Here is a 24,420-nt window from a genome sequence, read left to right as displayed (position 1 = left end):
CTCCGTCGGGCTCAGACGGCGCCGACGAGCTCGAACCCGGCCTCGTCCACGGCCGCCCGCACGTCCTCCTCGCGCAGCGCCGTCATGGAGACGACGGTGACCTCGCCGGTGGAGGCGACGGCCTGCACCGAGCTGACGCCGGGCAGTTCGGAGATCTCGCCGGAGACGGCGCCCTCGCAGTGGCCGCAGCTCATCCCGCTGACCTTGTAGACGGCGCTCACGCTCATGTTGTTCTCCTCGGGGAGGCGGGTGGGGCTGACGGGGTCCACGAGTGTTCCCCGCACTCTCTCCACCGTATACCCCTACGGGGTATTTCTCCAAGGAGGGTCGGAGGGGCCCGGCGGCAGGTCCAATTGGGCCGATTTGGCGGAACTATATGGTAGGTACCCCTTATGTCGCAGGCCGGGACGCTCATCCTCATCATGTCCATCGCGGTGCTGGCCCCGCTGCTCGCGCACGGGGTGGGCCGTTGGCTCCCCGTTCCGCTCGTCATCTTCGAGATCGCCCTCGGCGTCCTCGTCGGCCCGGACGTGCTGGGCTGGGCGGGACAGGGCGAGGCCATCGACACCCTCGCCGACCTGGGCCTGGCGATGCTGATCTTCCTCGCGGGCTACGAGATCGACTTCGACCGGATCCGCGGCGACACCCTGCGCCGGTCGGTGTGGGCCTGGCTGACCGCCCTGGCGGTGGGGCTGGGCCTGGGCACCGCGCTCTCCGGCTGGGACCGGGGCGTCTACATCGGCACCGCGCTGACCAGCACCGCCCTCGGCGTCGTCCTGCCGGTCCTGCGCGACGCGGGCCAACTGCGCTCCCGGTTCGGCTCGGTGATGTCGGCGGTGGGCGCGGTGGGGGAGTTCGGGCCGATCATCGCCGTCGCCGTGCTGCTGAGCGGCCGTTCCCCGGGCCGCTCCACCGTCGTGCTGGCCGCGTTCGCACTGCTGACCGGGGCCGCCGTGTGGTGGGCGACCCGGCCGCGTCCGCCCTGGTTCTCCCGGGTCGTGGAGAAGACCCTGCACACCAGCGGCCAGTTCGCGGTGCGGCTGATGGTGCTGCTCCTCGCGGTCATGCTCGGCATCTCCCAGGAGATGGGCCTGGACACCCTGCTCGGCGCCTTCGCCGCCGGGGTGCTGGCGCGGCTGCTGCTGCACGGGGCGGCGCCGCGCAGCGCGGAACCGGTCATGGAGAAGGTCGAGGCGATGGGCTTCGGCTTCCTGGTGCCGGTCTTCTACGTGGTCACCGGCATCGAGTTCGACCTGGACTCCCTGCTCTCCGGTGGCCGCGCCCTGCTCCTGCTGCCGGTGTTCCTGACGCTGTTCCTGGTGGTGCGCGGGCTGCCGGTGTTCCTCCTCGCCCCGCGCGACCTGGACCGGCGCGAGCGGGGCGCCCTGACCCTGTTCGCCGCCACCGCCCTGCCCCTGGTCGTGGCCATCACCACGATCGGCGTCGACGCCGGCACCATGCGCTCCGACGAGGCCGCGGCCCTGGTCGCCGCGGCGATGCTCTCGGTCCTGCTCTTCCCCTCGGCCGCGCTGCGGCTGCGCGGCGAACGCGCGGCACCGCGCGAGGCCCTGCGGGAACCGGAGTCGTGGTGAGGCCCTAGCCTTCCCCGGAAGGAGAGGAGCCTTCGTGCGAGCCGTGGTCTTCGAGAGGTTCGGCGCACCCGCCGAGGTGCGTGACGTCCCCGACCCCCGCCCCGCCGGACACGGCGTGGTGGTGCGGGTCGAGGCCACCGGGCTGTGCCGCAGCGACTGGCACGGCTGGCAGGGACACGATCCGGACATCACGCTGCCGCACGTACCCGGTCATGAACTCGCCGGTGTCGTCGAGGCGGTGGGCTCCGCGGTGACCGCCTGGCGCCCCGGCGACCGGGTCACCGTCCCCTTCGTCTGCGCCTGCGGCGGCTGCCCGGCGTGCGCGGCGGGCGAGCAGCAGGTCTGCGAGCGGCAGACCCAGCCCGGCTTCACCCACTGGGGCTCCTACGCCCAGTACGTGGCCCTCGACCACGCGGACGTCAACCTCGTCGCGGTCCCGGACGACCTGTCGTACGCCACCGCCGCCTCGCTCGGCTGCCGGTTCGCCACCGCCTTCCGCGCGGTGGTGCAGCGCGGCCGGGTCGCCGCCGGGGAGTGGGTCGCGGTGCACGGCTGCGGCGGGGTGGGCCTGTCCGCGGTGATGATCGCGGCGGCCGCCGGCGCCCGGGTCGTCGCCGTCGACGTCTCGCCCGGCGCCCTGGACCTGGCACGGCGGTTCGGGGCCGCCGCCTGTGTCGACGCGCGGGAGGTCCCGGACACCGCGGCGGCGGTACGGGAGCTGACCGGCGGCGGCGCCCATCTCTCCCTCGACGCCCTGGGCTCGCCCGGCACCTGCGCGGCCTCGGTCAACGGGCTGCGCCGCCGCGGCCGGCACGTCCAGGTGGGCCTGCTGCCCTCGGCCGACGGCACCACCCCCGTCCCCATGGCCCGCGCCGTCGCCCGGGAACTGGAACTCCTCGGCAGCCACGGCATGGCCGCGCACACCTACCCCCCGATGCTGGAGCTGGTCCGCTCGGGAGTGCTCCGCCCCGACCTCCTGGTCACCCGGTCCGTCGTCCTGGACGAGGCCCCGGCCGCGCTCGCCGCGCTGGGCACCGCGCCGGGGCCGGGGGTCACGGTCGTCGAGCCCTGGGCCTGAGCCCGGCCGGCCTCAGCCCTCCCTGCGGCCGCGGTTGCCGGGGCGGGAGGCGACCCAGGCACGGACGGTCTCGACGTACCAGTAGGGCTTGCCGCCCTCGACGCGGTCCGGCGGGGGCAGCAGTCCGTGCTTGCGGTAGGACCGCACGGTGTCGGGCTGCACCCGGATGTGGGCGGCGATGTCCTTGTAGGACCAGAGCGGTCGGTCGGTCATGAGGTGCACCTCCCCGCGCGCGCCGCGGCGGCGGCCGGGAACGGCCGTCGGGGGTACCGGGCGCTGCGCTGGCGATCGAGAGGCCGGCGATCACGAAGCGGGTGATCACAGGGCCGGCGATCACGAAGCCTGTGCCCCGTGAACGACCCCGGGCGACCGGGAGTCAGGCACTGTGCGCCGGGTGTGACACAGGACCCGCGTACACGCGACATGTGTGACACAAGCGGGGTGTTTGTGACACTCGTGGCGCAATGACGCACGCCGGTGCACGGGCGTGGCACGTTGACCGGGGCGGGGCCTCCGCCTCGTACCGGCCGGAAAACCTGTCGTCCGAATGTCCGGACAAAACATTGACAGGGCTCCGTGCGCGGGACTAGAAAGCCGGGGAGAGCCGATACGAAGGGAACGCGATGGCGTACGACCTGATCACCATGGGGCGGATCGGGGTGGACCTCTATCCGTTGCAGACCGGTGTCCCCCTGCCGCAGGTCACCTCCTTCGGCAAGTTCCTCGGCGGCTCCGCGGCCAACGTCGCGGTCGCCGCCGCCCGCCTGGGCCGCCGCACCGCCCTCGTCAGCCGCACCGGCGACGACCCCTTCGGCGCCTATCTCCACCAGGCCCTGCGCGAGTTCGGCGTCGACGACCGCTGGGTCACCCCGGTCCGGGGCCTGCCCACCCCGGTCACCTTCTGCGAGATCTTCCCGCCGGACGACTTCCCGCTCTACTTCTACCGCCTGCCCAAGGCGCCCGACCTGGAGATCGACGCCCACGACCTCGACCTGGACGCCGTCCGCGCGACCCGCGTCCTGTGGGTCACCGGCACCGGCCTGAGCGAGGAACCCAGCCGGACCGCCACCCTCGCCGCGCTCGCCCACCGCGCCAGGTCCGGCATCACCGTCTTCGACCTGGACTGGCGCCCCATGTTCTGGAAGGACCCCGACCAGGCCCGCCCCTTCTACGCCGAGGCCCTGCGGCACACCACCGTCGCGGTCGGCAACCTCGACGAGGTGGAGGTCGCCACCGGGAGCCGCGACCCGCACACCGCCGCCCGCCTCCTCCTCGACGCCGGGGTCGAACTCGCCGTCGTCAAGCAGGGCCCCAAGGGCGTCCTCGCGGTCCGCCGCGACGGGGAGAGCGCCGAGGTGCCCCCGCTGCCGGTGACCGTCCTCAACGGCCTCGGGGCCGGGGACGCCTTCGGCGGCTCCCTCTGCGACGGCCTGCTCGCCGGCCGGGACCTGGAGACCGTCATGCGCCACGCCAACGCCGCCGGCGCCATCGTCGCCTCCCGGCTGGAGTGCTCCTCCGCGATGCCCACCCCCGCCGAGGTCGCGGCCGCCCTGGCCGCCGGAGCGGTCCGGTGAGCGTCGACGTCGCGGAGCTCGTCCGCACCCGCACTCGCCACCCCGAGGCGATCGCCGAGGCCGCCGCCCGCCGCCGACGCCGCCCGCTGCTCGGCCCGTCCGGCCGCCTCATGATCGTCGCCGCCGACCACCCGGCCCGCGGCGCGCTCGGCGTCGGCGACCGCGAGTTCGCCATGGCCAACCGCGCCGACCTGCTCGAACGCCTCTGCCTGGCGCTCTCCCGCCCCGGCGTCGACGGCGTCCTCGCCACCGCGGACATCCTCGACGACCTGCTCCTGCTCGGCGCCCTCGACGACCGGGTCGTGATGGGCTCGATGAACCGCGGCGGCCTCCAGGGCGCCCGCTTCGAACTCGACGACCGCTTCACCGGGCACCGCCCCGAGGACATCCGGCGCCTCGGCTTCGACGCCGGAAAGCTGCTGCTGCGCATCGACTACGACGACCCGGGCTCCCTGAACACCCTGGAGTCCACCGCCCGGGCCGTCGACGCGATGGCGGAGCGGCGACTCCCGGTGTTCGTCGAGCCGTTCATCAGCCGTCGCGCACCCGACGGCGGACTCCGCAACGATCTGTCCGCCGGCGCCGTCACCCGGTCCATCGCCATCGCCTCGGGCCTGGGCGGCAGTTCGGCCTACACCTGGCTCAAGGTCCCGGTCACCGCGAACCCGGACGACATGGCCCAGGTCATGGAGACCTCGACGCTGCCCGCCGTCCTCCTCGGCGGCGACATCGGGGACTCCGCCGAGGACCAGGTCTCCGCCTACGAGAAGTGGCGCGACGCCCTCCGGCTGCCCACCGTCCGCGGCCTGGTGGCCGGCCGCTCCCTGCTGTACCCGGCGGACGGCGACGTGGCCGCCGCCGTGGACACCGCCGTAGGACTGCTGTGAGGGCCGTATGACGACGAAGAGGCAGCTGTACGTCCCGCGCGGCTCGACCGCCGAGGGGAAGCATGTGCTCGACATCGGACCCGGGCGGGCCGGCTGGCACCACTCGGGTCTGCGGATCGTGGAACTCGAACCGGGCGGGGCCCATACCCTCACCACCGGGGACAGCGAGTGGATCGTACTGCCCCTGAGCGGTGGTTGTACGGTGCGAGTGGACGACCGGGAATTCCAACTCCTGGGCCGGGAAAGCGTGTTCGCGTCGGTCACCGACTTCGCGTACGTACCCCGAGACGCCCGGGCACAGATCGCCTCCGGCGCGGGTGGCCGCTTTGCTTTGGCAGGAGCAAGGTGCGAGCGACGACTCCCCGCCCGCTACGGCCCCGCGCCGGAGGTTCCCGTGGAAGAGCGCGGCAGCGGCAACCGGCTGCGCCACGTCCGCAACTTCGCCTCCGCCGACGCCTTCGACTGCGACCGGCTGATCGCCGTCGAGGTGATCACCCCCGGCGGCAACTGGTCCTCGTACCCGCCGCACAAGCACGACGAGCACCGGCCCGGCGAGGAGTCGGAGCTGGAGGAGATCTACTACTTCGAGATCGACGGCCCGCACGGTTACGGCTACCAGCGGGTGTCCCCCTCCCGCGAGGGCGGCGCCGAGGTGCTCGCCGAGGTCCGCTCCGGTGACGTCGTCCTCGTCCCCGACGGCTGGCACGGCCCCTCGATCGCCCAGCCCGGCCACGACATGTACTACCTGAACGTCATGGCGGGCCCCGGCGAGACCCGGGAGTGGCGGATCCGCTTCCACCCCGACCACACGGAGGGCTACTGATGACCACCCGGCTCACCGTCGCACAGGCGCTCGTGCGGTTCCTGTCCGCCCAGTACACCGAACGCGACGGCGTACGACAGCGGCTGATCGGCGCGACCTGGGGCATCTTCGGCCACGGGAACGTCGCCGGGCTCGGTCAGGCGCTCGTCGAGCACTCCGCCCTGATGCCCTACCACCAGGGCCGCAACGAGCAGTCCATGGTGCACGCGGCCGTCGGCTACGCCCGCCAGTCCGGCCGGCTCTCCACGCACGCGGTGACCACCTCCATCGGCCCCGGCGCCACCAACCTGGTCACCGGCGCCGCCCTCGCCACCGTCAACCGGCTGCCGGTCCTGCTGCTGCCCGGCGACACCTTCGCGGGCCGCCCGGCCGACCCGGTGCTCCAGCAGCTCGAAGTCCCCTACGCCGGCGACATCAGCGTCAACGACTGCCTGCGCCCGGTGTCGAGGTACTTCGACCGGATCACCCGGCCCGAGGCCCTGATCCCCGCCGCCCTCCAGGCCGCGCGGGTCCTCACCGACCCCGTGGAGACCGGCGCCGTCACCCTCGCCCTGCCCCAGGACGTGCAGGCCGAGGCGTACGACTGGCCCGAGGAGTTCTTCGCCGACCGCGTCTGGACCGTGCGCCGGCCCGGCGCCGACCCCGCCGAACTGGCCGCGGCGGTGACCGCGGTGCGCGCCGCCCGGCGCCCCCTGCTGGTGGCCGGCGGCGGGGTCCACCACAGCCGCGCCGAGCGGGCCCTCGCCGAGTTCGCGGACCTCACCGGCATCCCGGTGGCCTCCACCCAGGCCGGCAAGGGCTCCCTGCGCCACGACCACCCCCAGGACGTCGGCGGCATCGGCCACACCGGCACCGCCACGGCCGACGCGCTGGCCCGCTCCGCCGACCTGGTGATCGGCGTCGGCACCCGGTACACCGACTTCACCACCGCCTCCGGCACCCTCTTCCAACGGCCGGACGTCCGCTTCGTCAACCTCAACATCGCCGCCTTCGACGGCCACAAGCTCGCCGGTCTCGCCCTGGTCGCGGACGCCCGCAGCGGCCTGACCGCGCTGACCGAGGCGCTCCGGCCGCACGGCCACCGGGTCGACGACGCCTACGTCACGGAGTACGGCGCGGGCAAGGCGGACTGGGAGCGCGGGGTCGACGCCTGCTTCGCCGCCCCGGACGAGGACGCCCGGCCGACCCAGACCCAGGTCCTCGGCGCCCTGGACGCGGTCGTCGACGACACGGACGTGATCATCAATGCGGCCGGTTCCCTCCCCGGCGACCTGCACAAGCTCTGGCGGGCCCGCTCCGCCGACCAGTACCACCTGGAGTACGGCTACTCCTGCATGGGCTACGAGATCCCGGCCGCGATCGGCGTGAAGCTGGCCGCGCCCGACCGGCCCGTGTGGGCGCTCGTCGGCGACGGCACCTACCTGATGATGCCCACGGAGATCGTCACCGCCGTGCAGGAGGGCGTCGCCGTCAAGATGCTGCTGGTCCAGAACCACGGGTACGCCTCCATCGGCGGCCTCTCCGAGACGGTGGGCGGCGAGCGGTTCGGCACCGCCTACCGCTTCCCGGCCCCCGACGGCACCCTTTCGGGCGCCCCCCTCCCGGTCGATCTCGCCGCCAACGCCGCCAGCCTCGGCATGCGCGTCCTGCGCGCCCGTACCGTCCGTGACCTGCGCGCGGCCCTCGCCGAGGCGCGGGCCGCCGACACTCCCACATGTGTCTACGTGGAGACCGAAACGCCCGACACAGTGTCGGGCGCGCCCGAGGCGCAGGCCTGGTGGGATGTTCCTGTGGCCGAGACCGCGACCCGACCGTCCGCGGTCAAGGCCCGTGAGGAGTACGACCGGCACGTCTCTGCTCGACGCCGCCATCTGTGAAGGAGCTCTCGGTCATGACGAAGATCGTCAACCACTGGATCGGCGGCAAGTCCGCCGAAGGCGCGTCGGGCAACTACGGGCCGGTCACCGACCCGGCCACCGGCGCGGTCACCACCAAGGTCGCGTTCGCCTCGGTCGACGAGGTCGACGCCGCGGTCGCCGCCGCGAAGGACGCCTACGCCACCTGGGGCCAGTCCTCGCTGGCCCAGCGCACCACGATCCTGTTCAAGTTCCGGGCGCTGCTGGACGCCAACCGGGACGCCATCGCGGAGCTGATCACCGCCGAGCACGGCAAGGTGCACTCCGACGCCCTCGGCGAGGTCGCCCGCGGCCTGGAGATCGTCGACCTGGCCTGCGGTATCACCGTGCAGCTCAAGGGCGAGCTGTCCACGCAGGTCGCGAGCCGGGTGGACGTGGCCGCGATCCGGCAGCCGCTGGGCGTCGTCGCGGGCATCACGCCGTTCAACTTCCCGGCGATGGTCCCGATGTGGATGTTCCCGATCGCCATCGCGTGCGGCAACACCTTCGTGCTGAAGCCGTCCGAGAAGGACCCGTCCGCCGCCGTGAAGATCGCCGAGCTGCTCGCCGAGGCGGGCCTGCCCGACGGTGTCTTCAACGTCGTCCACGGCGACAAGGTGGCCGTGGACCGGCTGCTGGAGCACCCGGACGTCAAGGCCGTCTCCTTCGTCGGCTCGACCCCGATCGCCCGCTACATCCACACCACCGCCTCCGCCCACGGCAAGCGGGTCCAGGCCCTCGGCGGCGCCAAGAACCACATGCTGGTCCTGCCCGACGCCGACCTCGACGCGGCGGCCGACGCCGCCGTCAGCGCGGCCTACGGCTCCGCGGGCGAGCGCTGCATGGCGATCTCCGCGGTCGTCGCGGTCGGCGCGATCGGCGACGAGCTGGTGGAGAAGATCCGCGAGCGCGCCGAGAAGATCAAGATCGGCCCCGGCAACGACCCGGCCTCCGAGATGGGCCCGCTGATCACCAAGGTCCACCGCGACAAGGTGGCCTCCTACGTCGAGGGCGCCGCCGCCGAGGGCTGCGAGGTCGTCCTGGACGGCACCGGCTACACGGTCGACGGTCACGAGGACGGCCACTGGATCGGCATCTCGCTCCTCGACCGGGTGCCCACCAGCGCCAAGGCGTACCAGGACGAGATCTTCGGCCCGGTGCTGTGCGTGCTGCGTGTGGACACCTACGAGGAGGGCGTGGCCCTCATCAACGGCTCGCCGTTCGGCAACGGCACCGCGATCTTCACCCGGGACGGCGGCGCCGCCCGCCGCTTCCAGCTGGAGATCGAGGCCGGCATGGTCGGCGTCAACGTCCCGATCCCGGTCCCCGTCGGCTACCACAGCTTCGGCGGCTGGAAGGACTCCCTCTTCGGCGACCACCACATCTACGGCAACGACGGCACGCACTTCTACACCCGCGGCAAGGTCGTCACCACCCGCTGGCCGGACCCGTCCGACGCCCCGGCCGGCGTCGACCTGGGCTTTCCGCGCAACCACTGAGCGGCGACGGAAGGGCCCGGGCACCCCAGGTGTCCGGGCCCTTCCCGTGTCACTGGCCGTTGGCCTCCTTGAGGGCCTCGGTCAGGTCCGCGGTCTGCGCGGCCGGGGGAGCGTCGATGTCCTTCGTGGCGCCGAACCTGTCGAAGTCCATCGAGACCTTCATGGCGCCCATGACCTGCACCAGCCGGACCGGCAGGTCGTTGTCGTCGACCCAGATGTCCATGGACATGCTGGTGGCGCCGCCGGTCATGTCGCCGAGCAGGCTGCCCTCGCCGCTGTAGGCCTCCTCGTACTGACCCAGGTCCTCCTTGTCGAGGACGGCGCGGTAGTGGGTGGCGCTCTTGCCGTTCACCGTCTCGTTGCCGAGGTCCTCGACGTCGTCGGCGAACTTCAGGCTCTTCAGCGAGGCCGTCGGGTTGCCGCTGTCGCCGCCGCCCTTGTAGGCCTGGCTGCCGCTGTCCCCGAACACCGCGGAGGAGTCGACCTTGATCCACTCCTTGCCCGCGATCGGGCCCGAGGGCTGCGCGTCGACGTCGTAGTAGTACACGCCGTCGACCAGCAGACAGTGGATCGTCGGGTCGTCCTGGAGGGCCTCCATCTGGGCGGCCTTGGTGTCCATCTGCACGTCGTAGGCCATGCCGTCGCCCCACGAGTACGTGCCGTCCATGGCTATCGGCGTGCCGGTGCCCAGGTCGGTGGAGACCTTCACCTCGGCCGAGCCGAGTTCCTCGGTCCGGTCGGTGGCGCGGCTGAGCGCCGCCATGATCTTGTCCGAGTTGGTGACCGCCTCGGCGGCCTTCTTCGCGGTGTCCTCGGCGCCCCCGGAACCGCATCCGGTGACCGCCACCAGGGCGGCCGCCGTGAGCCCCGCCCAGGCCGTGCTCTGCCTCAGCCTCATATGTGTGTCCCCGCCCATCACTATGTCTTCGCTGTGCGACCGAACGACTCTAGCGGGCCCCACCGACACGTCCGTATGCCGGACGTCGGCAGTTTTTTCGGCCTTCACCCTGCGGTTCCCGTACGGCCGCCCGAAGCGGAATCACTGGCCAGTTCTGCCGAATACGCGATCAAGAGGGGTCTCGCGCTGCGGATTTCGTAGGCAAACAGCCATTGACGTGCAGGTTTTCGTCGGTGTTCGATGCAGCGCCGGGAGCGGACGAATCACGTACGACCGAAGCCGCCGGAGGCGATAGCGCTCCTGGACGAACCACCGCCGCAACTGCCGATCGGAAACAGCCGCATGACCGACACGCTGGAGAAGACCCCGCTCACCGAAGGGCCTTCGGCCCCCGCGCCGGAGCTGAAGCGCTCCATCGGCGTCGTCGGCGGCACCCTGCTCACGCTCTCCTGCGTGACCCCCGCCTCCACCCTCTTCGTGGTCGTCCCCGACCTGTTCGGCTCGCTCGGCACCGCCACCGCCCTCACCATCGCGATCGGCTCCCTGCTCTGCATCGCCGTGGCGTTCTGCTACTCCGAGCTCGGCACCCTGATCCCCAGCGCGGGCGGCGAGTACGCGATGGTCACCACGCTGGCCGGACGCCTCGCGGGCTGGCTGGTGTTCGTCCTGTCCCTGCTGGTGGTGATGATCGTGCCGCCGGTGATCGCGATGGGCACGGCCGACTACCTCGCCCCCCTCGTCCACCTCGACCCGTCGGTCGCCGGCGCCGGCGTGATGCTGCTCGCCACCCTCGCCGGACTGCTCGACCTGCGCGCCAACGCCTGGATCACCGGGATCTTCCTGGTCCTGGAGGTCGTCGCGGCGGCCGTCGTCGCCGTCCTCGGCTTCGCCCACGCCGAGCGCGGCCCGGACAGCCTGGTCTCCCTGCAGGTGGCCGGCGCCGACGGCGGCACCGACACCGTGACGGCCATGCTGATCGTCTCCGGTCTCGCCATCGCCCTCTTCGTCACCCAGGGCTTCTCCACCGCCGTCTACCTCTCCGAGGAGCTGGAGAACCCGCGCCGCAACGTCGCCCGCACGGTGCTGGCCACCCTCGCCATCTCCGCCGTCATCATCCTGGTCCCGGTCGTCGGCATCACCCTCGGCGCCTCAGACCTCGCCGCGCTGACCGGCGGCGACCTCGGCGCCATGGTCACCGCCTGGTCCAACTCCGCCGTCGGCACCTTCGTCAGCCTCTGCGTCGCCCTGGCCATCATCAACGCCGGCATCGTCATGGTCATCCAGAACTCCCGGGTCCTGTTCGCCTCGGCCCGGGACAAGGCGTGGCCCCGCCCGGTCAACGACGTCTTCGCCAGGCTCGGCCGCTTCGGCTCCCCGTGGGTCGCCACCCTGGCCGTGGGCGTCCCCGGCGCCGCCCTCTGCTTCGTCAACCTGGACACCCTGTACGGCGTGACGGGCGTGTCGGTGACCGGCATGTACCTGCTGGTCGCGGTGGCCGCCCTGCTGTCCCGGCGCGGCGCCCACCGGTCCACCCCCGCCTGGCGGATGCCGCTGTGGCCGGCGATGCCCGTCCTGCTGATCGCGGTCCTGGCGTACATCCTGACCCAGCAGGAGACCGAGTACCTGCTGTGGACCGGCGGCATCACCGCGGTGGCCACCCTGTACTGGGCCCTCTACCTCCGCCCGCGCCGCGGCACGCGCTGGCTGGTCACACTCCCGCAGGACGAGCGGTAGCCGACACCCCCGCCACGACGTCCCGCAGCCGCTCCACGTACAGCCGCAGGTTCTTGTGGGCCACGTCGGTGTCCGGGTAGCGGGCGGCGAACCACAGCCCCTCGTGCAGCCGGTTCACCCACGCGCACACCTGGTCGCCGTACGAGACCCGGATCAGCCCGTACGCCGACAGCCCGGCCCAGTCGGCGGAGCCGGGGAAGCCCCGGGCGTCGACGTAGGACACGATCGAGTACAGGTCGGGGGAGGTGGGCCGGAAGTCGGTGCCCAGCAGGTTCAGCACCCGGGCCAGCGGCATCCGGGCCAGCGGCCGCGCGGCCTGCAACTGGGCCCGCACGCTGCGCAGGGCGGCCGGGAAGTCGGGCTCCGGCTCCAGCGGCACCTCGATCGGCGCGCCCCCGACGTACCAGCCGACCGAGTCCGACCACCGCGACTTCACCCGTGTGTGGAAGGGCACCACCGTGCGGTACACGGAACGCCCGCCGAGCTCCCGCACGATCAGGGCCGTGGCCGCCAGGACCCCGACCAGCCCGCCGCCGTAGGGCCGGCAGTACGCCTCGAACGCGGCGGCGGCGTCCGGGCCGACGAGCGGCTCGCGCATCAGCCGCTGCGGGGGCAGCGGGCCGCCCGGCCGCACCCCGAGGTCGACGGGGAAGGACGGCAGCGTGCCGTCGCACCGCGCGATGAACTCCCGCCAGCGGCCCACGATCTCGTGGTCCGCGTCGATCCGGTCCGCGTCCGCCCGCTCGGTCTCGCAGAAGTCGATGTAGCTGCACACCGGCGACTCGCTCACCGGCTCGCCCCGCACCGCCGCCGTGTACAGCTCGTGGATCTCGGCGGGGATCCGGTACAGCGAGTAGGCGTCCACGTTGCTGTGGTCGAAGGCCATGTACACGCTGGCTCCGTCGTCCCGGACGACCGCCGCGTAGATCAGGTTCGGCCAGCCGAGCGCGTCCGCCGCGCCGTCGAAGCGGTGCTGGAGGTGGCGCACCAGCTCCGCCGGGTCGGTGAAGTCGCCGACCACCTCGCGGTGCAGGGACACCGCCCCGGCGTCCAGCGTGAACCGGCGCAGACCGGCGCCGTCCGGGCGGAAGCCGCTGCGCAGCGTCTCGTGCCGCAGCGTCCACAGCCGCAGCGCCTCCTGGAGCGCGTCCAGGTCGACCGGGCCCGGCACGTCGAACGCGGCTCCGAGCCAGGTCGGGACCGCGAGACCGTCCTCGCGCACCGAGCGGGCGGTGCGGATGTGGGACTCCTGGATGTAGGAGGGCGGCCGGGGGTCGTCCGGGAGGTCGGCGGCGGCCGCGACGGTCGCCGGGGAGAGCGTGAACTCGACGAGCCTTCCCGGCCTGGCCTCGCAGCGCTGGATGTCCGTGGTGCGCACAGGGCGTCTCCGTTCACAGGGGGGCTGACCTTCGAGGATCTTCCGGCCGCGCCGCCCGGACCTCCCGTTTCGCGGTATTCCATGCCTGTACAGGCGGTATTTCAGTGGATCGGGTGGCCCGTCGAACAGCGGTCCTCGTACCGCGGGCGCGGTATGCGCGCCGTCCCGCGTACGCCGCTGGGATGCCCGCCGGTTCGGTCTGTGGTCGACAACTGCGCGACAGGTTCACCCCGTACCGTTGACGCATGGATCTTCGACCGCGAGGGCTGCTCCGGCGGCCCCGGCGACTGCTGGCCGCCGGGGCCGCCGTCGCCGTGCTCGCCGCCGCCGGCACCTGGACGGCCGTCGCCTCCGACGACGGGCCCGCCGTCCGCCGCGCTGACCGGATGCTGTCCGTGGGCGACGGAGTGCGCCTGGACACCTCGTACTTCACCGCGTCCACGGCGGGGGACCGCCCCGCCGTCCTGCTGGGCCACGGGTTCGGCGGCAGCAAGGACGACGTGCGCGAGCAGGCCGAGGAACTCGCCGCCGACGGGTACGCGGTACTGACCTGGTCGGCCCGCGGCTTCGGCAGGTCCACCGGCGAGGTCGGCCTCAACGACCCCGAGGGCGAGGTCGCCGACGTCTCGAAGCTGATCGACTGGATCGCCGAGCAGCCCCGGGTGCGCCTCGACGCGGACGGCGACCCGCGCGTCGGCATGGCCGGCGCCTCCTACGGCGGCGCGATCAGCCTCCTCGGCGCCGGCCACGACGACCGCGTCGACGCCATCGCCCCCGCCATCACCTACTGGAACCTCGCCGACGCCCTGTTCCCGGACGGCGTCTTCAAGAAGCTGTGGGCCGGCATCTTCGTCAACACCGCCGGCGGCTGCGACCGCTTCGAGGAGCGGCTGTGCCGGATGTACGACCGGGTCGCCGAGTCCGGCGTCCCGGACGACGCGGCCCGCAGGCTGCTCCAGGAGCGCTCGCCGTCGGCCGTCGCCGACCGCATCGAGGTCCCCACCCTGCTGATGCAGGGCCAGACCGACTCCCTCTTCCCGCTCGGCCAGGCCGACGAGGCGGCGCAGGCGATCGAGGCCAACGGCGCCCCCGTCGCCGTGGACTGGATCGCCGGCGGCCATGACGGCGGCGACCCGGAGGGCGACCGCGTCCGGGCCCGAGTCCGGGCGTGGTTCGACCGGTACCTCAAGGGCGACGAGTCCGTCGACACCGGCCCGGCCTTCCGCGTCACCCGCGCCGGCGGCGTCGACTCCACCGACGGCGAGGCCCAGTTGCGGGGCGCGAGCGGGGACAGCTACCCCGGCCTGGACAGCGGCCGGAAGGACATCGCCCTCACCGGCCGCGAGCAGAGCCTGACCAACCCGGCCGGCGCCAGCCCGCCCGCCGTCTCCGCGCTGCCGGGACTCGGCGGCGGCGGACTCGCCCAGCTCTCCTCCCTCGGTGTCGGCGTCTCCCTGGACTTCCCCGGCCAGTACGCCCGCTTCGACTCGGCGCCCGTCAAGGACGACCTGCGCATCACCGGCTCCCCGACGGTCACCGTCCACATCGAGTCCACCAGCCAGGACGCCGTCCTGTTCGCCAAGGTGTACGACGTCGCCGCCGACGGCGTCCGCCAGGTGCTCCCCGCCCAGCTGGTCGCACCGCTGCGGGTGGAGGACGTCGGGTCCGGCAAGGACGTCACCCTCACGCTCCCGGCCGTCGACCACGAGATCGACAAGGGCCACCGGCTCCGGCTGGTCCTCGCCTCCACCGACCTCGGCTACGCCTCCCCGGCCGCGCCGGCCACGTACAAGGTCTCCCTGCGGAGCGACCTGGCCGTGCCGACCGCCCCCGGCGTGAGCACGGCAGCCGCCCCGCTGCCCGCCTGGGTGTGGTGGCTGCCGCTCGCCGGTCTGCTGGCCGCGGCGGCCCTGCTGCTGACCGTCCGCCGCCGCACCACCGCCCCCGCCCCCGACCCGGAGTCGGCCGGGGTCCCGCTGCGGATCACGGAGCTGAGCAAGAAGTACGCGGGCGGCGACCGCTACAGCGTCCGCGACCTCTCCTTCACCGTCGAGAAGGGCCAGGTCCTCGGACTGCTCGGCCCGAACGGCGCGGGCAAGACGACCACCCTGCGCATGCTGATGGGCCTGATCCGCCCCGACGGCGGCGAGATCCGCGTCTTCGGCCACGCCATCCGCCCCGGCGCCCCGGTCCTCTCCCGGGTCGGCGCCTTCGTGGAGGGCGCGGGCTTCCTGCCGCACCTGTCGGGGCGGGAGAACCTGGAGCTGTACTGGGCGGCCACCGGCCGTCCCGCCCAGGACGCCCACCTGGACGAGGCCCTGGAGATCGCCGGCCTCGGCGACGCCCTCGCCCGCGCGGTGCGCACCTACTCCCAGGGCATGCGCCAGCGCCTGGCCATCGCCCAGGCCATGCTCGGCCTGCCGGACCTGCTGATCCTCGACGAGCCGACCAACGGCCTGGACCCGCCGCAGATCCGCGAGATGCGCGAGGTGATGATCCGCTACGCGGCCGCCGGACGCACCGTGATCGTCTCCAGCCATCTGCTCTCCGAGGTCGAGCAGACCTGCACCCACCTCGTGGTCATGGACCGCGGGCAGCTCGTCCAGGCCGGCCCGGTCGGCGAGATCGTCGGCTCCGGCGACACCCTGCTCGTCGGCACGGCCGCGGCCGTGGAGGAGCCGGTCGCCGAGAAGGTCGCCGCCCTGCCGGGCATCTCCTCGGCGGTCCGCACCGACGACGGACTCCTCGTCCGCCTCGCCCCCGACGGCAGCCCGGAACGCCTGGTCGCCGAACTCGTGCGGCTGGAGGTGCCGGTGCGGTCCGTCGGCCCGCACCGCCGCCTGGAAGACGCCTTCCTCACCCTGATCGGAGGTTCCGCATGAGCACGCTCACCGAGGCCGCCTCCGGCTACCGGGCGGGGCACACCCTGCCGCTCCGCGTCGAGCTGGTCCGCCAGCTCAAGCGCCGCCGCACCCTGGTGATGGGCGCGATCCTGGCCGCGCTGCCGTTCGTCCTGCTGATCGCCTTCGCGATCGGCGGCAGCCCGGAGGGCCGCGGCGACCGGATCAACCTGATGGACACCGCCACCGCCTCCGGCGCCAACTTCGCCGCGGTCAACCTGTTCGTCTCCGCCGGCTTCCTGCTGGTCATCCCGGTCGCCCTGTTCTGCGGCGACACGGTCGCCTCGGAGGCCGGCTGGTCCTCGCTGCGCTACCTGCTCGCGGCGCCCGTGCCGCGGGCCCGGCTGCTGTGGTCCAAGCTCGTGGTGGGGCTCGGCCTGAGCCTCGGCGCGATGGTCCTGCTGCCGGTGGTCGCGCTGGTGGTCGGCGTCGCCGCCTACGGCTGGGGCCCGCTGGCCCTGCCCACCGGCGGCTCGCTCGACCCGGGCACCGCCGCGCAGCGCCTGGTGGTGGTCGTCGGGTACATCTTCGTCTCCCAACTGGTCACCGCCGGGCTCGCGTTCTGGCTGTCCACCAAGACCGACGCCCCGCTCGGCGCGGTCGGCGGCGCGGTCGGCCTCACCATCGTCGGCAACGTCCTCGACGCGGTGACCGCCCTCGGTGACTGGCGCCACTTCCTGCCCGCGCACTGGCAGTTCGCCTGGGCGGACGCCGTCCAGCCCACCCCGGAGTGGTCCGGCATGATCCAGGGCGTCGCCGTCTCGGTAACGTACGCCGTCGTGCTGTTCGCGCTGGCCTTCCGCGGTTTCGCCCGCAAGGACGTGGTCTCCTAGGTCAACGGAAGATCACCTACCGGTCTCGGCGGGCACCCTCCGTGCCCACTTCGAGACCCAGCCGCAACCCTCCGTGTCGCACGTTCCGCCCCCTCGCCCCGTCACAGTCGCAGAAGTCGACGTGACGTCAACGGACCGAGGGGGCAGGGAAGATGGCACGGTACGGCACACGACGAGGACTGCGGGGCGCGGTGTTCGCGCTCACCGCGGCGGGGCTGCTGCTGACCGGCTGCGCCGGGGAAGGCAACCGCGGCGCCTCGGACAGCGCGCACCGGGGCGACTACCAGCCGGCCCCCGACGGCGGTCGGTACGGCGGCGGACAGGGCGACGAGGGCGATCCTTCCGCCCGGGAGGTGGCCCCCTCGCCGGACCACCTCTCCACCTTCGCCCTCGACGTCGACACCGCCTCCTACGGCTACGCCCGCCGCACGCTCGCCGAGGGCCGGCTCCCCGACCCCTCGACGGTCCGCCCCGAGGAGTTCGTCAACAGCTTCCGCCAGGACTACGAACGCCCGGACGACGACGGCTTCTCGGTGACCGTCGACGGCGCGCGCACCGACCGCGAGGACTGGTCGCTGCTCCGGGTGGGCCTGGCCACCCGCGCCGCGGAGGGCGAGGAGGAACGCCCGCCCGCCGCCCTCACGTTCGTCATCGACGTCTCCGGTTCGATGAGCGAGCCCGGCCGCCTGGACCTGGCGCAGAGGTCCCTCGGCGTCATGACCGACAACCTGCGCGAGGGCGACTCGGTCGCCCTCGTGACGTTCAGCGAGGAGGCGGAGACGGTCCTGCCGATGACCCGCGTGGGCGGCAACCGCGACGAGATCCACGCGGCTGTCGACAGCCTGGAGCCGGCCCGGTCCACCAACCTCGGCGCGGGCGTGGAGCAGGGCTACGCGACGGCGGTCGAGGGCCTGCGCCGGGGCGCGACCAACCGGGTCGTCCTGGTCTCCGACGCGCTCGCCAACACCGGCGACACGGACGCCGACACCATCCTCGAACGCGTCGCGGGCGCCCGCGAGGAGTACGGCATCACCCTCTTCGGCGTCGGTGTCGGCAGCGACTACGGGGACGCCCTGATGGAACGCCTCGCGGACCGCGGCGACGGCCACACCACCTACGTCTCCGAGGAGAAGGAGGCCGGCGAGGTCTTCAGCGAGGAACTCCCGCGCAACATCGACCTCACCGCCCGGGACGCCAAGGCCCAGGTCGCCTTCGACCCGGCCACGGTGGAGGAGTTCCGGCTCATCGGCTACGACAACCGCCAGGTGGCCGACGACGACTTCCGCGACGACTCGGTGGACGGCGGGGAGACCGGCCCCGGCCACACCGTGACCGCCCTGTACGCCGTCCGCACGGTCCCCGGCGCCGGGGGCCACCTGGCCACGGCGACGGTGCGCTGGCTGGACCCCGACTCCCGTACCCCGCACGAGGAGTCGGGCCGGATCGAGACAAAGGACCTGGCCGACTCCGTCTGGACGGCCGGCCCGCGCTTCCAGATCACCACGGTGGCCGCCTACTTCGCGGACGCCCTGCGCCGGGGCGCCGAGGGCTGGGACACCCTGCCCGGAACCCCCGCACTCGGCGAACTGGCCGAGCGCGCGGAGGGGTTGGCGGGCCGGACCTTCGACGCGGACGTACGGGAGCTGGCGGAGTCGATCCACCGGGCCGACCGTCTGACGTAGGTCGCACGGGGGCCTCCGCACCCATTGACTTGGCTACGCGCGAGTAAGTTTACTTCTGAGTAAGTAAAGAACTCGCAAGTCCGAGCCGCCAGTCGCGACCAGGGGACCACCATGGGCGTACACAAGGATCTGAAACGGGCCAGGCACCGAACCGGCCTCACCACCCGCACCGGGGCCGAGATCACCAAGGACGCCCACGGGGTGGTCCGCGAGGCGCGCACCCCGCCCCTCGCCCCCGAACACCCCACCGGCACCACCGCGGACATCCCCTTCACCAACGCCGCCGAGGCCCCGGACGCCGTGGTCCTGCGCCGCCCCGCGCCGGACCATGGCGGCTGGCGGGAGGTGACCGCCGCGGCCTTCGCCGAGGAGATCACCGCCGTCGCCAAGGGCCTGGTCGCCGCCGGCCTGGAACCCGGCGGCCGGGTGGCCGTCATGTCCCGCACCCGCTACGAGTGGACCCTGCTGGACTTCGCCGTCTGGGCCGCCGGCGGCCAGTCCGTGCCGATCTACCCCACCTCCTCCCCGGACCAGGTGGAGTGGATCGTCCGGGACTCCGGCGCCCGGCACGTCGTCACCGAGACCTCCGCCAACACCGCCACCGTCACCGAGGGCACCGCAGGCCACCAGCAGGCCCCGCGGATCTGGGAGCTGGACGCCGGCGCCGTCACCGACCTCACCGCCCTCGGCCGGGACGTCCCCGACGAGGAGGTCACCAAGCGCCGCGCCTGCCTGACCCCCGGCACCGTCGCGACCCTGTGCTACACCTCCGGCACCACGGGCCGCCCCAAGGGCTGCGTGCTCACCCACGCCAACCTGTACGCCGAGGCCGCCAACACCGTGGAACTGCTCCTGCCGGTGTTCCGGGAGGTCACCCGGCAGACCCCGTCCACCCTGCTCTTCCTGCCGCTCGCGCACATCCTGGGCCGCAGCATCCAGATCGCCTGTCTGATGGCCCGGATCGAGAACGGCCACTTCCCGAGCGTGAAACCGGACGAACTCCGCCCGGCCCTCAAGGAGTTCCGCCCCACCTTCCTGGTCGGCGTGCCGTACCTCTTCGAGAAGATCCACGACACCGGCCGCGCCACCGCGGAGAGGATGGGCCGCGCCGCCTCCTTCGACCGCGCCGACCGCGTCGCCGTCCGCTTCGCCGAGGCCCACCTCGACCGCCTCCGCGGCACCGGCAGGGGCCCCGGCCCCGGCCTGTACGCCGCCTGGGCCCTGTACGACCTGCTGGTCTACCGCCGGGTCCGCAAGGAGCTCGGCGGCCGCACGCGCTACGCGATCTCCGGCGGCTCCCCCCTGGACCGCAACCTCAACCTGTTCTTCTACGCCGCCGGAATCATGGTCTACGAGGGCTACGGCCTGACCGAGACCACCGCCGCCGCCACCATCGTCCCGCCGCTCGGCCCCCGCCCCGGCACCGTGGGACCGCCGGTCCCCGGCACCGCCGTCCGCATCGCCGACGACGGCGAGGTCCTGATCCGCGGCGGCATCGTCTTCGGCGCCTACTGGAACAACCCCGCCGCCACCGACGCCGTCCTGCGGGGCGAGTGGTTCGCCACCGGCGACCTCGGCTCCCTGGACGAGGACGGCTACCTCACCATCACCGGCCGCAAGAAGGACCTCATCGTCACCTCCGGCGGCAAGAACGTCTCCCCGGCCGTCCTGGAGGACCGGCTGCGCAGCCGCTCACCCGTCGGCCAGTGCCTCGTGGTCGGCGACAACCGGCCCTTCGTCGGCGCCCTGGTCACCCTCGACCCCGAGGCGGTCGCCCACTGGCTGTCGGTCCGCGGGATGCCCGCGGACACCCCCCTCGCCGAGATCGCCCGCGACCCGCGGATGCGCGCCGAGGTCCAGCGCGCCGTCGACTACGCCAACGAGGCCGTCTCCCGCGCCGAGTCCATCCGCGCCTTCACCCTGGTGGAGGGCGAGTTCACCGAGGACAACGGCATGCTCACCCCGTCCCTGAAGGTCAGACGGCACACCGTCGTCCAGGCGTACGAGGAGCAGATCGAGGCCCTCTACCGCGGCTGAGCCGCGATGCGGACCCACGACGAAGGCGGGCCACCGGGGAGGACCCGGTGACCCGCCTTCGGCAGACGTGGAGGCTCAGCCGTTGTTGACGCCGTTGCCGGCGAGCACGGAGATGTCGTCCAGGATGTGCGACAGCGGCTCGTCGCCCTTGGCCTGGGTGGAGTTCTCGACGCACTGCTGGTTCTGCGGGGCCGACAGGATCGGCACGTCCTGCACGAGACCGACGGCGGCGGCGCCGACCAGACCCTGGAGGTTGAGCTTCGCCGGCAGACCGACACAGGGCTTGTTCAGCGAGCCCTGGACCAGCGAGAGCTGCGGGCTCATGTCGCCGAACGTGGCCGAGTTGCCGAACTCCTGCGAGGCGCCGTTGCCGCTGGAGGAGGTGGTGCCTTCGTCGTTGCCGATCGCAAGCGCCTGCGTGGCGGTGGCGGCCGAGAGGCCGGCGACGGAAGCGGCGATAGCCGCGGTTGCCCACAGCTTCTTCATGTTCGTTCCCTTCGAAAAGCGGACTCCGGGGGAGGAGCTGCGTGATCGTCAACGCCCCTACCCCCCAGGTGGTTGCGGGTCTTGCCTCGATTGGCCCAGCGCGCACACCGCCGCCCCGGGCGCCCTCACCGGCACGGCCGCGCGCTCCCCGGGCCGGGCCTCCGGTCCGAAGCCCGTCCCCGCGACTTCACCGGCTGCGAACGCAAAGCAGCGGGCCGCCGGAGATCCGGCGGCCCGCTGACTCGGGGCTCAACGACGAGGCGGGTGCCTCAGTTGTTGGCGGCGCCGTTGCCGGCGAGCACGGAGATGTCGTCCAGGATGTGCGACAGCGGCTCGTCGCCCTTGGCCTGGGTGGAGTTCTCGACACACTGCTGGTTCTGCGGGGCCGACAGGATCGGCACGTCCTGCAGGACGCCGACCGCCGCCAGACCGAGGATGCCCTGGAGGTTCGCCTTCGCCGGCAGGCCGATGCAGGGCTTGTTCAGCGAGCCCTGGACGAGCGCCATCTGGGGGCTCATGTTGCCGTAGGTGGCCGAGTTGCCGAACGACTGCGAGGCACCGTTGCCGCTGGCGGAGGTGGTGCCGTTGTCGTTGCCGATGGCCATGGCCGGAGAGGCGATCCCGACGACGGAGGCGGCGACCGCGGCGGAAGCCAGAACCTTCTTGATCACTTGCTAGTCCCTTCTGAGGAAACCCCGTCCACCGGAGCGATCTGGACAACTCCACTCGGCCCGCATGGTTGCTGTCATTCACTCCGATGGCCCACATCGGAAGGAAAAGCAGACCTTTACCCGGAGCTCGGTCATTGCGTTAATTCCTGGAGCCGATCGGCTCGATCGAGTGAAGAGCCGAAACCAAACCCGGCGCACCGTGTTGATGCGAAGGCAGGAACACGCGTCTCACCTCAGGGTGTGTCCGGACCCACGGCGCCTCCTGCCCACGAAAGGAAAAGCAGCATGTTCAAGAAGGCAATGGCCGCCGTCGCGGTCACCGCGTCCGTCGTCGGAGCGTCGGCCGCGGCCGCCCCCCAGGCGCTTGCCATCGGTGACGACACCGGCACCACCTCCTCCAGCGGCAACCGCGCAGAGTCCTCCTTCGGCAACTCGGCCACCCAGGGCGACATGAGCCCGCAGGCCACCCTGGTGCAGGGCTCGGCCAACAAGCTCTGCGCCGGCGTTCCCGTGAAGGCGAACGCGCAGGGTCTCATCGGTGTCATCGCCGCCGTCGGTATCGCCCAGGACGTGCCGATCCTGTCCGCCGCGCAGAACCAGCAGTGCGCCGAGAACTCCACCCAGGCCAAGGGTGACGAGCCGCTGTCGCACATCCTCAGCGACATCTCCGCGATCTCCGGCAACGGTGTCGACAACGGCTGACGCTTTTCTCCGACCAGCAAAATCCGCCCGGCTTTCCCCACTGTTCCGCAAGGGGAAAGCCGGGCGGCTTCGGCATGTACTGCGCCGTTTGATTCCCTTCACCCGGTCGAAGCGTTTCGCCCTCGGTGCGGACACTCCGACGGATCTCCGGTGTCAATTCCGTGAAGGCGATCGAGTGAATTATTCCACGACTCGCGTTCCGTAGTTTCCTGATCCGTCTATCCCTCGTTCTACAGCCTGCCGGTCGTGCAGCGAGCCGTTCCAGCTGTGCTCGCTCGGCCTCGGTCGAAACAGGGGCACGACCGCGGAGAAGGGATAGTTCATGAAGAAGAGCGCTGCAGTTGTCGCGGGCGCCATCATGGCCATGGGTATCGCCGCGCCGGCATTCGCCGACTCGGGTGCCAACGGCGTCGCCGAGAACTCCCCGGGTGTCCTCTCGGGCAACGTGGTCCAGCTGCCCATCCACATTCCGGTGAACGTCTGCGGCAACACCGTCAACGTCATCGCCCTGCTGAACCCGGCGTTCGGCAACACCTGCGTCAACGACTGACGACGCAGCACACAGCCGCTCGGCTTGTGTCAGGGCCGGCCTCGGACACCTCTCCCGTTCCGAGGCCGGCTTTTCCCACTTCATGAAGCAGGAGGACAACGAGATTGCGCCAGACCCTGAGTAGGGGAATGGTCGCGGCCGCAGCCGCGACAAGCATTCTGTCCCTGTGCGGTGGTTCCGCCCTCGCCGACACGAGCGCGAACGGGGCCGCGGCCGAATCACCCGGTGTGCTGTCCGGCAACGACGTGTCGGCACCGGTCACCGTGCCGGTCAACGTCTGCGGCAACAGCGTCGACGCGGGTGCCGCGCTCAACCCGTCCTTCGGCAACGGCTGTGCCGGCGACGCGGACACGGACCGGGCCGACGCCCACGGCTCGCCGTTCGCCGACTCCGGCTACGCCCGCGAGTACGCCCGCGGCCACGCCGGCGACCACGGCCACGCCCGCGACTTCGCCCGCGAGTACGGCCCCGAGTACGGCACCGAGCACGGGCGCGGTGACGGCGGGGACCGGGGCACCGGCGCCTCGGCGAACGGGGGGACCCAGGGCTCGCCCGGTGTCGGCTCCGGGAACACGGTGCAGACCCCGGCCGAGGTGCCGGTCAACGTCTGCGGCAACAGCGTCGACGTGGTCGGCGCGCTCAACCCGGCCTTCGGCAACGAGTGCGGCCACCAGGAGACGCACGAGGACGACGGCGGCTACGGCGACTCGCCCGAGGACGACGGCGGTTACGGCTACGGGGACACGCCTCCCACCAAGCCCCCGACCACGCCCCCCACCAAGCCGCCGACGACCCCGCCGACCAAGCCGCCGACGCAGCCGCCCACCACTCCGCCGCCGACGAAGCCGCCGACGACCCCGCCCACGACCACACCCCCGACGACGCCTCCCACCACGACGCCTCCCACCACGACGCCGCCGGAGAGCTGGCACACCCCGCCGCCCGGGCCGCACGGGCCGCCGCCCTCCCTGCCCGAGACCGGCAGCGGAGAGGGCGTGCTGGCCGCCGCCGGTGCCAGTGCCGCCCTGATCGCGGCCGGAGCCGTCCTGTACCGACGAGGCAGAGCCGCGTCCCGTCGGTGAGCCGGCTGACGGGTGCCGGACGCGCGCAGCGCCCGGCACCCGCACACGCCGTCACGACCCCCTGAGCGGGGTCCGCCGCCCGCCTCGACGGTGCGGCCCCCGCATTTCCGAGCCTGTCG

Annotated in this window: 21 protein-coding genes; 15 read left to right on the top strand and 6 right to left on the bottom strand. The window is 72.6% G+C overall.

Annotation, left to right across the window (positions count from 1 at the left end):
* Positions 1 to 11 precede the first annotated feature (11 nt).
* On the bottom strand, positions 12 to 227 hold the full coding sequence (locus tag ABT296_RS07735; RefSeq protein WP_351924654.1) for a heavy-metal-associated domain-containing protein: 216 nt from the start codon (positions 225 to 227) through the stop codon (positions 12 to 14).
* 165 nt (positions 228 to 392) lie between these two features.
* Here ABT296_RS07735 and ABT296_RS07730 point away from each other — a divergent pair, with 165 nt between their 5' ends.
* Together ABT296_RS07730 and ABT296_RS07725 are read left to right on the top strand one after the other, a co-directional pair.
* Positions 393 to 1,592 (top strand): cation:proton antiporter, encoded by a 1,200-nt coding sequence (locus ABT296_RS07730; RefSeq protein ID WP_351924358.1) that lies wholly within the window; start codon positions 393 to 395, stop codon positions 1,590 to 1,592.
* Between the two features lie 34 nt (positions 1,593 to 1,626).
* Positions 1,627 to 2,670, top strand: a complete 1,044-nt coding sequence (locus ABT296_RS07725) for a zinc-dependent alcohol dehydrogenase family protein (RefSeq protein WP_351924356.1) — start codon at positions 1,627 to 1,629, stop codon at positions 2,668 to 2,670.
* A 12-nt stretch (positions 2,671 to 2,682) separates the two neighbouring features.
* Here the strand turns inward: ABT296_RS07725 and ABT296_RS07720 are convergent, their stop codons facing one another.
* Positions 2,683 to 2,883 (bottom strand): helix-turn-helix transcriptional regulator, encoded by a 201-nt coding sequence (locus ABT296_RS07720; protein ID WP_351924354.1) that lies wholly within the window; start codon positions 2,881 to 2,883, stop codon positions 2,683 to 2,685.
* A 410-nt stretch (positions 2,884 to 3,293) separates the two neighbouring features.
* Here ABT296_RS07720 and iolC point away from each other — a divergent pair, with 410 nt between their 5' ends.
* The 5 genes from iolC to mmsA are packed head-to-tail and all read left to right on the top strand — an operon-like array spanning position 3,294 to position 9,348.
* Positions 3,294 to 4,244 (top strand): 5-dehydro-2-deoxygluconokinase, encoded by a 951-nt coding sequence (gene iolC / locus ABT296_RS07715; RefSeq protein ID WP_351924352.1) that lies wholly within the window; start codon positions 3,294 to 3,296, stop codon positions 4,242 to 4,244.
* Positions 4,241 to 5,131, top strand: a complete 891-nt coding sequence (locus ABT296_RS07710) for a Cgl0159 family (beta/alpha)8-fold protein (RefSeq protein WP_351924350.1) — start codon at positions 4,241 to 4,243, stop codon at positions 5,129 to 5,131. The genes iolC and ABT296_RS07710 overlap by 4 nt, the downstream gene beginning before the upstream one ends.
* A gap of 7 nt (positions 5,132 to 5,138) precedes the next feature.
* Entirely contained in the window at positions 5,139 to 5,954 is an 816-nt protein-coding gene (gene iolB, locus ABT296_RS07705) for a 5-deoxy-glucuronate isomerase (protein ID WP_351924348.1), read from the top strand.
* A complete protein-coding gene (iolD, locus tag ABT296_RS07700; RefSeq protein ID WP_351924346.1) occupies positions 5,954 to 7,831 on the top strand; it encodes a 3D-(3,5/4)-trihydroxycyclohexane-1,2-dione acylhydrolase (decyclizing) in 1,878 nt (625 codons plus the stop codon). Before iolB ends, iolD begins: the two co-directional genes overlap by 1 nt.
* Positions 7,832 to 7,845: 14 nt before the next feature.
* Entirely contained in the window at positions 7,846 to 9,348 is a 1,503-nt protein-coding gene (mmsA, locus tag ABT296_RS07695) for a CoA-acylating methylmalonate-semialdehyde dehydrogenase (protein WP_351924344.1), read from the top strand.
* Between the two features lie 49 nt (positions 9,349 to 9,397).
* Here mmsA and ABT296_RS07690 read toward each other — a convergent pair whose 3' ends face one another.
* On the bottom strand, positions 9,398 to 10,246 hold the full coding sequence (locus ABT296_RS07690; protein ID WP_351924342.1) for an SCO4651 family lipoprotein: 849 nt from the start codon (positions 10,244 to 10,246) through the stop codon (positions 9,398 to 9,400).
* Between the two features lie 342 nt (positions 10,247 to 10,588).
* Here ABT296_RS07690 and ABT296_RS07685 point away from each other — a divergent pair, with 342 nt between their 5' ends.
* A complete protein-coding gene (locus ABT296_RS07685; RefSeq protein WP_351924340.1) occupies positions 10,589 to 11,980 on the top strand; it encodes an APC family permease in 1,392 nt (463 codons plus the stop codon).
* On the opposite strand, the gene ABT296_RS07680 is transcribed toward ABT296_RS07685, so the two are convergent.
* A complete protein-coding gene (locus tag ABT296_RS07680) occupies positions 11,955 to 13,358 on the bottom strand; it encodes a condensation domain-containing protein (protein WP_351924338.1) in 1,404 nt (467 codons plus the stop codon). The genes ABT296_RS07685 and ABT296_RS07680 overlap by 26 nt on opposite strands.
* Positions 13,359 to 13,603: 245 nt before the next feature.
* Here ABT296_RS07680 and ABT296_RS07675 point away from each other — a divergent pair, with 245 nt between their 5' ends.
* The 4 genes from ABT296_RS07675 to ABT296_RS07660 all read left to right on the top strand — a co-directional run bounded on the left by ABT296_RS07675 (position 13,604) and on the right by ABT296_RS07660 (position 20,810).
* Positions 13,604 to 16,240 (top strand): CocE/NonD family hydrolase, encoded by a 2,637-nt coding sequence (locus ABT296_RS07675; RefSeq protein WP_351924336.1) that lies wholly within the window; start codon positions 13,604 to 13,606, stop codon positions 16,238 to 16,240.
* On the top strand, positions 16,237 to 17,091 hold the full coding sequence (locus ABT296_RS07670; protein WP_351924334.1) for an ABC transporter permease: 855 nt from the start codon (positions 16,237 to 16,239) through the stop codon (positions 17,089 to 17,091). The genes ABT296_RS07675 and ABT296_RS07670 overlap by 4 nt, the downstream gene beginning before the upstream one ends.
* 152 nt (positions 17,092 to 17,243) lie before the next feature.
* Entirely contained in the window at positions 17,244 to 18,773 is a 1,530-nt protein-coding gene (locus ABT296_RS07665; protein WP_351924332.1) for a vWA domain-containing protein, read from the top strand.
* Between the two features lie 111 nt (positions 18,774 to 18,884).
* A complete protein-coding gene (locus ABT296_RS07660) occupies positions 18,885 to 20,810 on the top strand; it encodes an AMP-dependent synthetase/ligase (RefSeq protein WP_351924330.1) in 1,926 nt (641 codons plus the stop codon).
* Between the two features lie 75 nt (positions 20,811 to 20,885).
* Here the strand turns inward: ABT296_RS07660 and ABT296_RS07655 are convergent, their stop codons facing one another.
* Together ABT296_RS07655 and ABT296_RS07650 are read right to left on the bottom strand one after the other, a co-directional pair.
* Positions 20,886 to 21,296 carry a rodlin gene (locus tag ABT296_RS07655; RefSeq protein ID WP_351924328.1) on the bottom strand — a complete coding sequence of 137 codons (411 nt, stop codon included), beginning with the start codon at positions 21,294 to 21,296 and terminating at the stop codon, positions 20,886 to 20,888.
* Positions 21,297 to 21,565: 269 nt separating this feature from the next.
* Positions 21,566 to 21,967, bottom strand: a complete 402-nt coding sequence (locus ABT296_RS07650; RefSeq protein ID WP_351924326.1) for a rodlin — start codon at positions 21,965 to 21,967, stop codon at positions 21,566 to 21,568.
* A 285-nt stretch (positions 21,968 to 22,252) separates the two neighbouring features.
* Between ABT296_RS07650 and ABT296_RS07645 the strand changes: the two genes are divergently transcribed.
* The 3 genes from ABT296_RS07645 to ABT296_RS07635 all read left to right on the top strand — a co-directional run bounded on the left by ABT296_RS07645 (position 22,253) and on the right by ABT296_RS07635 (position 24,301).
* Positions 22,253 to 22,669, top strand: coding sequence for a rodlin (locus ABT296_RS07645; protein ID WP_351924324.1), 417 nt, complete (start codon positions 22,253 to 22,255; stop codon positions 22,667 to 22,669).
* Positions 22,670 to 22,991: 322 nt separating this feature from the next.
* Positions 22,992 to 23,219: a chaplin gene (locus tag ABT296_RS07640; protein ID WP_351924322.1), complete on the top strand. Its 228-nt coding sequence runs from the start codon at positions 22,992 to 22,994 to the stop codon at positions 23,217 to 23,219.
* Between the two features lie 128 nt (positions 23,220 to 23,347).
* Positions 23,348 to 24,301 (top strand): chaplin, encoded by a 954-nt coding sequence (locus ABT296_RS07635; RefSeq protein ID WP_351924320.1) that lies wholly within the window; start codon positions 23,348 to 23,350, stop codon positions 24,299 to 24,301.
* The last annotated feature ends 119 nt before the right edge of the window (positions 24,302 to 24,420 follow it).

Source organism: Streptomyces sp. NPDC000983 (assembly GCF_040299205.1).
Classification (GTDB): Bacteria; Actinomycetota; Actinomycetes; order Streptomycetales; family Streptomycetaceae; genus Streptomyces.
Note: the sequence above shows the minus strand (reverse complement) of the source record. Positions and strands in the feature narration are given on the sequence as shown.

Excerpts from the sequence above, each read along its gene's own strand:
- ABT296_RS07635 (WP_351924320.1), top strand. The coding sequence starts at position 23,348 with ATGGTCGCGGCCGCAGCCGCGACAAGCATTCTGTCCCTGTGCGGTGGT.
- iolD (WP_351924346.1), top strand. The coding sequence starts at position 5,954 with ATGACCACCCGGCTCACCGTCGCACAGGCGCTCGTGCGGTTCCTGTCC.
- ABT296_RS07655 (WP_351924328.1), bottom strand. The coding sequence starts at position 21,296 with ATGAAGAAGCTGTGGGCAACCGCGGCTATCGCCGCTTCCGTCGCCGGC.
- ABT296_RS07665 (WP_351924332.1), top strand. The coding sequence starts at position 17,244 with ATGGCACGGTACGGCACACGACGAGGACTGCGGGGCGCGGTGTTCGCG.
- ABT296_RS07645 (WP_351924324.1), top strand. The coding sequence starts at position 22,253 with ATGTTCAAGAAGGCAATGGCCGCCGTCGCGGTCACCGCGTCCGTCGTC.
- ABT296_RS07670 (WP_351924334.1), top strand. The coding sequence starts at position 16,237 with ATGAGCACGCTCACCGAGGCCGCCTCCGGCTACCGGGCGGGGCACACC.
- ABT296_RS07690 (WP_351924342.1), bottom strand. The coding sequence starts at position 10,246 with ATGAGGCTGAGGCAGAGCACGGCCTGGGCGGGGCTCACGGCGGCCGCC.
- iolC (WP_351924352.1), top strand. The coding sequence starts at position 3,294 with ATGGCGTACGACCTGATCACCATGGGGCGGATCGGGGTGGACCTCTAT.
- ABT296_RS07675 (WP_351924336.1), top strand. The coding sequence starts at position 13,604 with ATGGATCTTCGACCGCGAGGGCTGCTCCGGCGGCCCCGGCGACTGCTG.
- ABT296_RS07640 (WP_351924322.1), top strand. The coding sequence starts at position 22,992 with ATGAAGAAGAGCGCTGCAGTTGTCGCGGGCGCCATCATGGCCATGGGT.
- ABT296_RS07720 (WP_351924354.1), bottom strand. The coding sequence starts at position 2,883 with ATGACCGACCGACCGCTCTGGTCCTACAAGGACATCGCCGCCCACATC.
- ABT296_RS07730 (WP_351924358.1), top strand. The coding sequence starts at position 393 with ATGTCGCAGGCCGGGACGCTCATCCTCATCATGTCCATCGCGGTGCTG.
- iolB (WP_351924348.1), top strand. The coding sequence starts at position 5,139 with ATGACGACGAAGAGGCAGCTGTACGTCCCGCGCGGCTCGACCGCCGAG.
- mmsA (WP_351924344.1), top strand. The coding sequence starts at position 7,846 with ATGACGAAGATCGTCAACCACTGGATCGGCGGCAAGTCCGCCGAAGGC.
- ABT296_RS07735 (WP_351924654.1), bottom strand. The coding sequence starts at position 227 with ATGAGCGTGAGCGCCGTCTACAAGGTCAGCGGGATGAGCTGCGGCCAC.
- ABT296_RS07660 (WP_351924330.1), top strand. The coding sequence starts at position 18,885 with ATGGGCGTACACAAGGATCTGAAACGGGCCAGGCACCGAACCGGCCTC.
- ABT296_RS07685 (WP_351924340.1), top strand. The coding sequence starts at position 10,589 with ATGACCGACACGCTGGAGAAGACCCCGCTCACCGAAGGGCCTTCGGCC.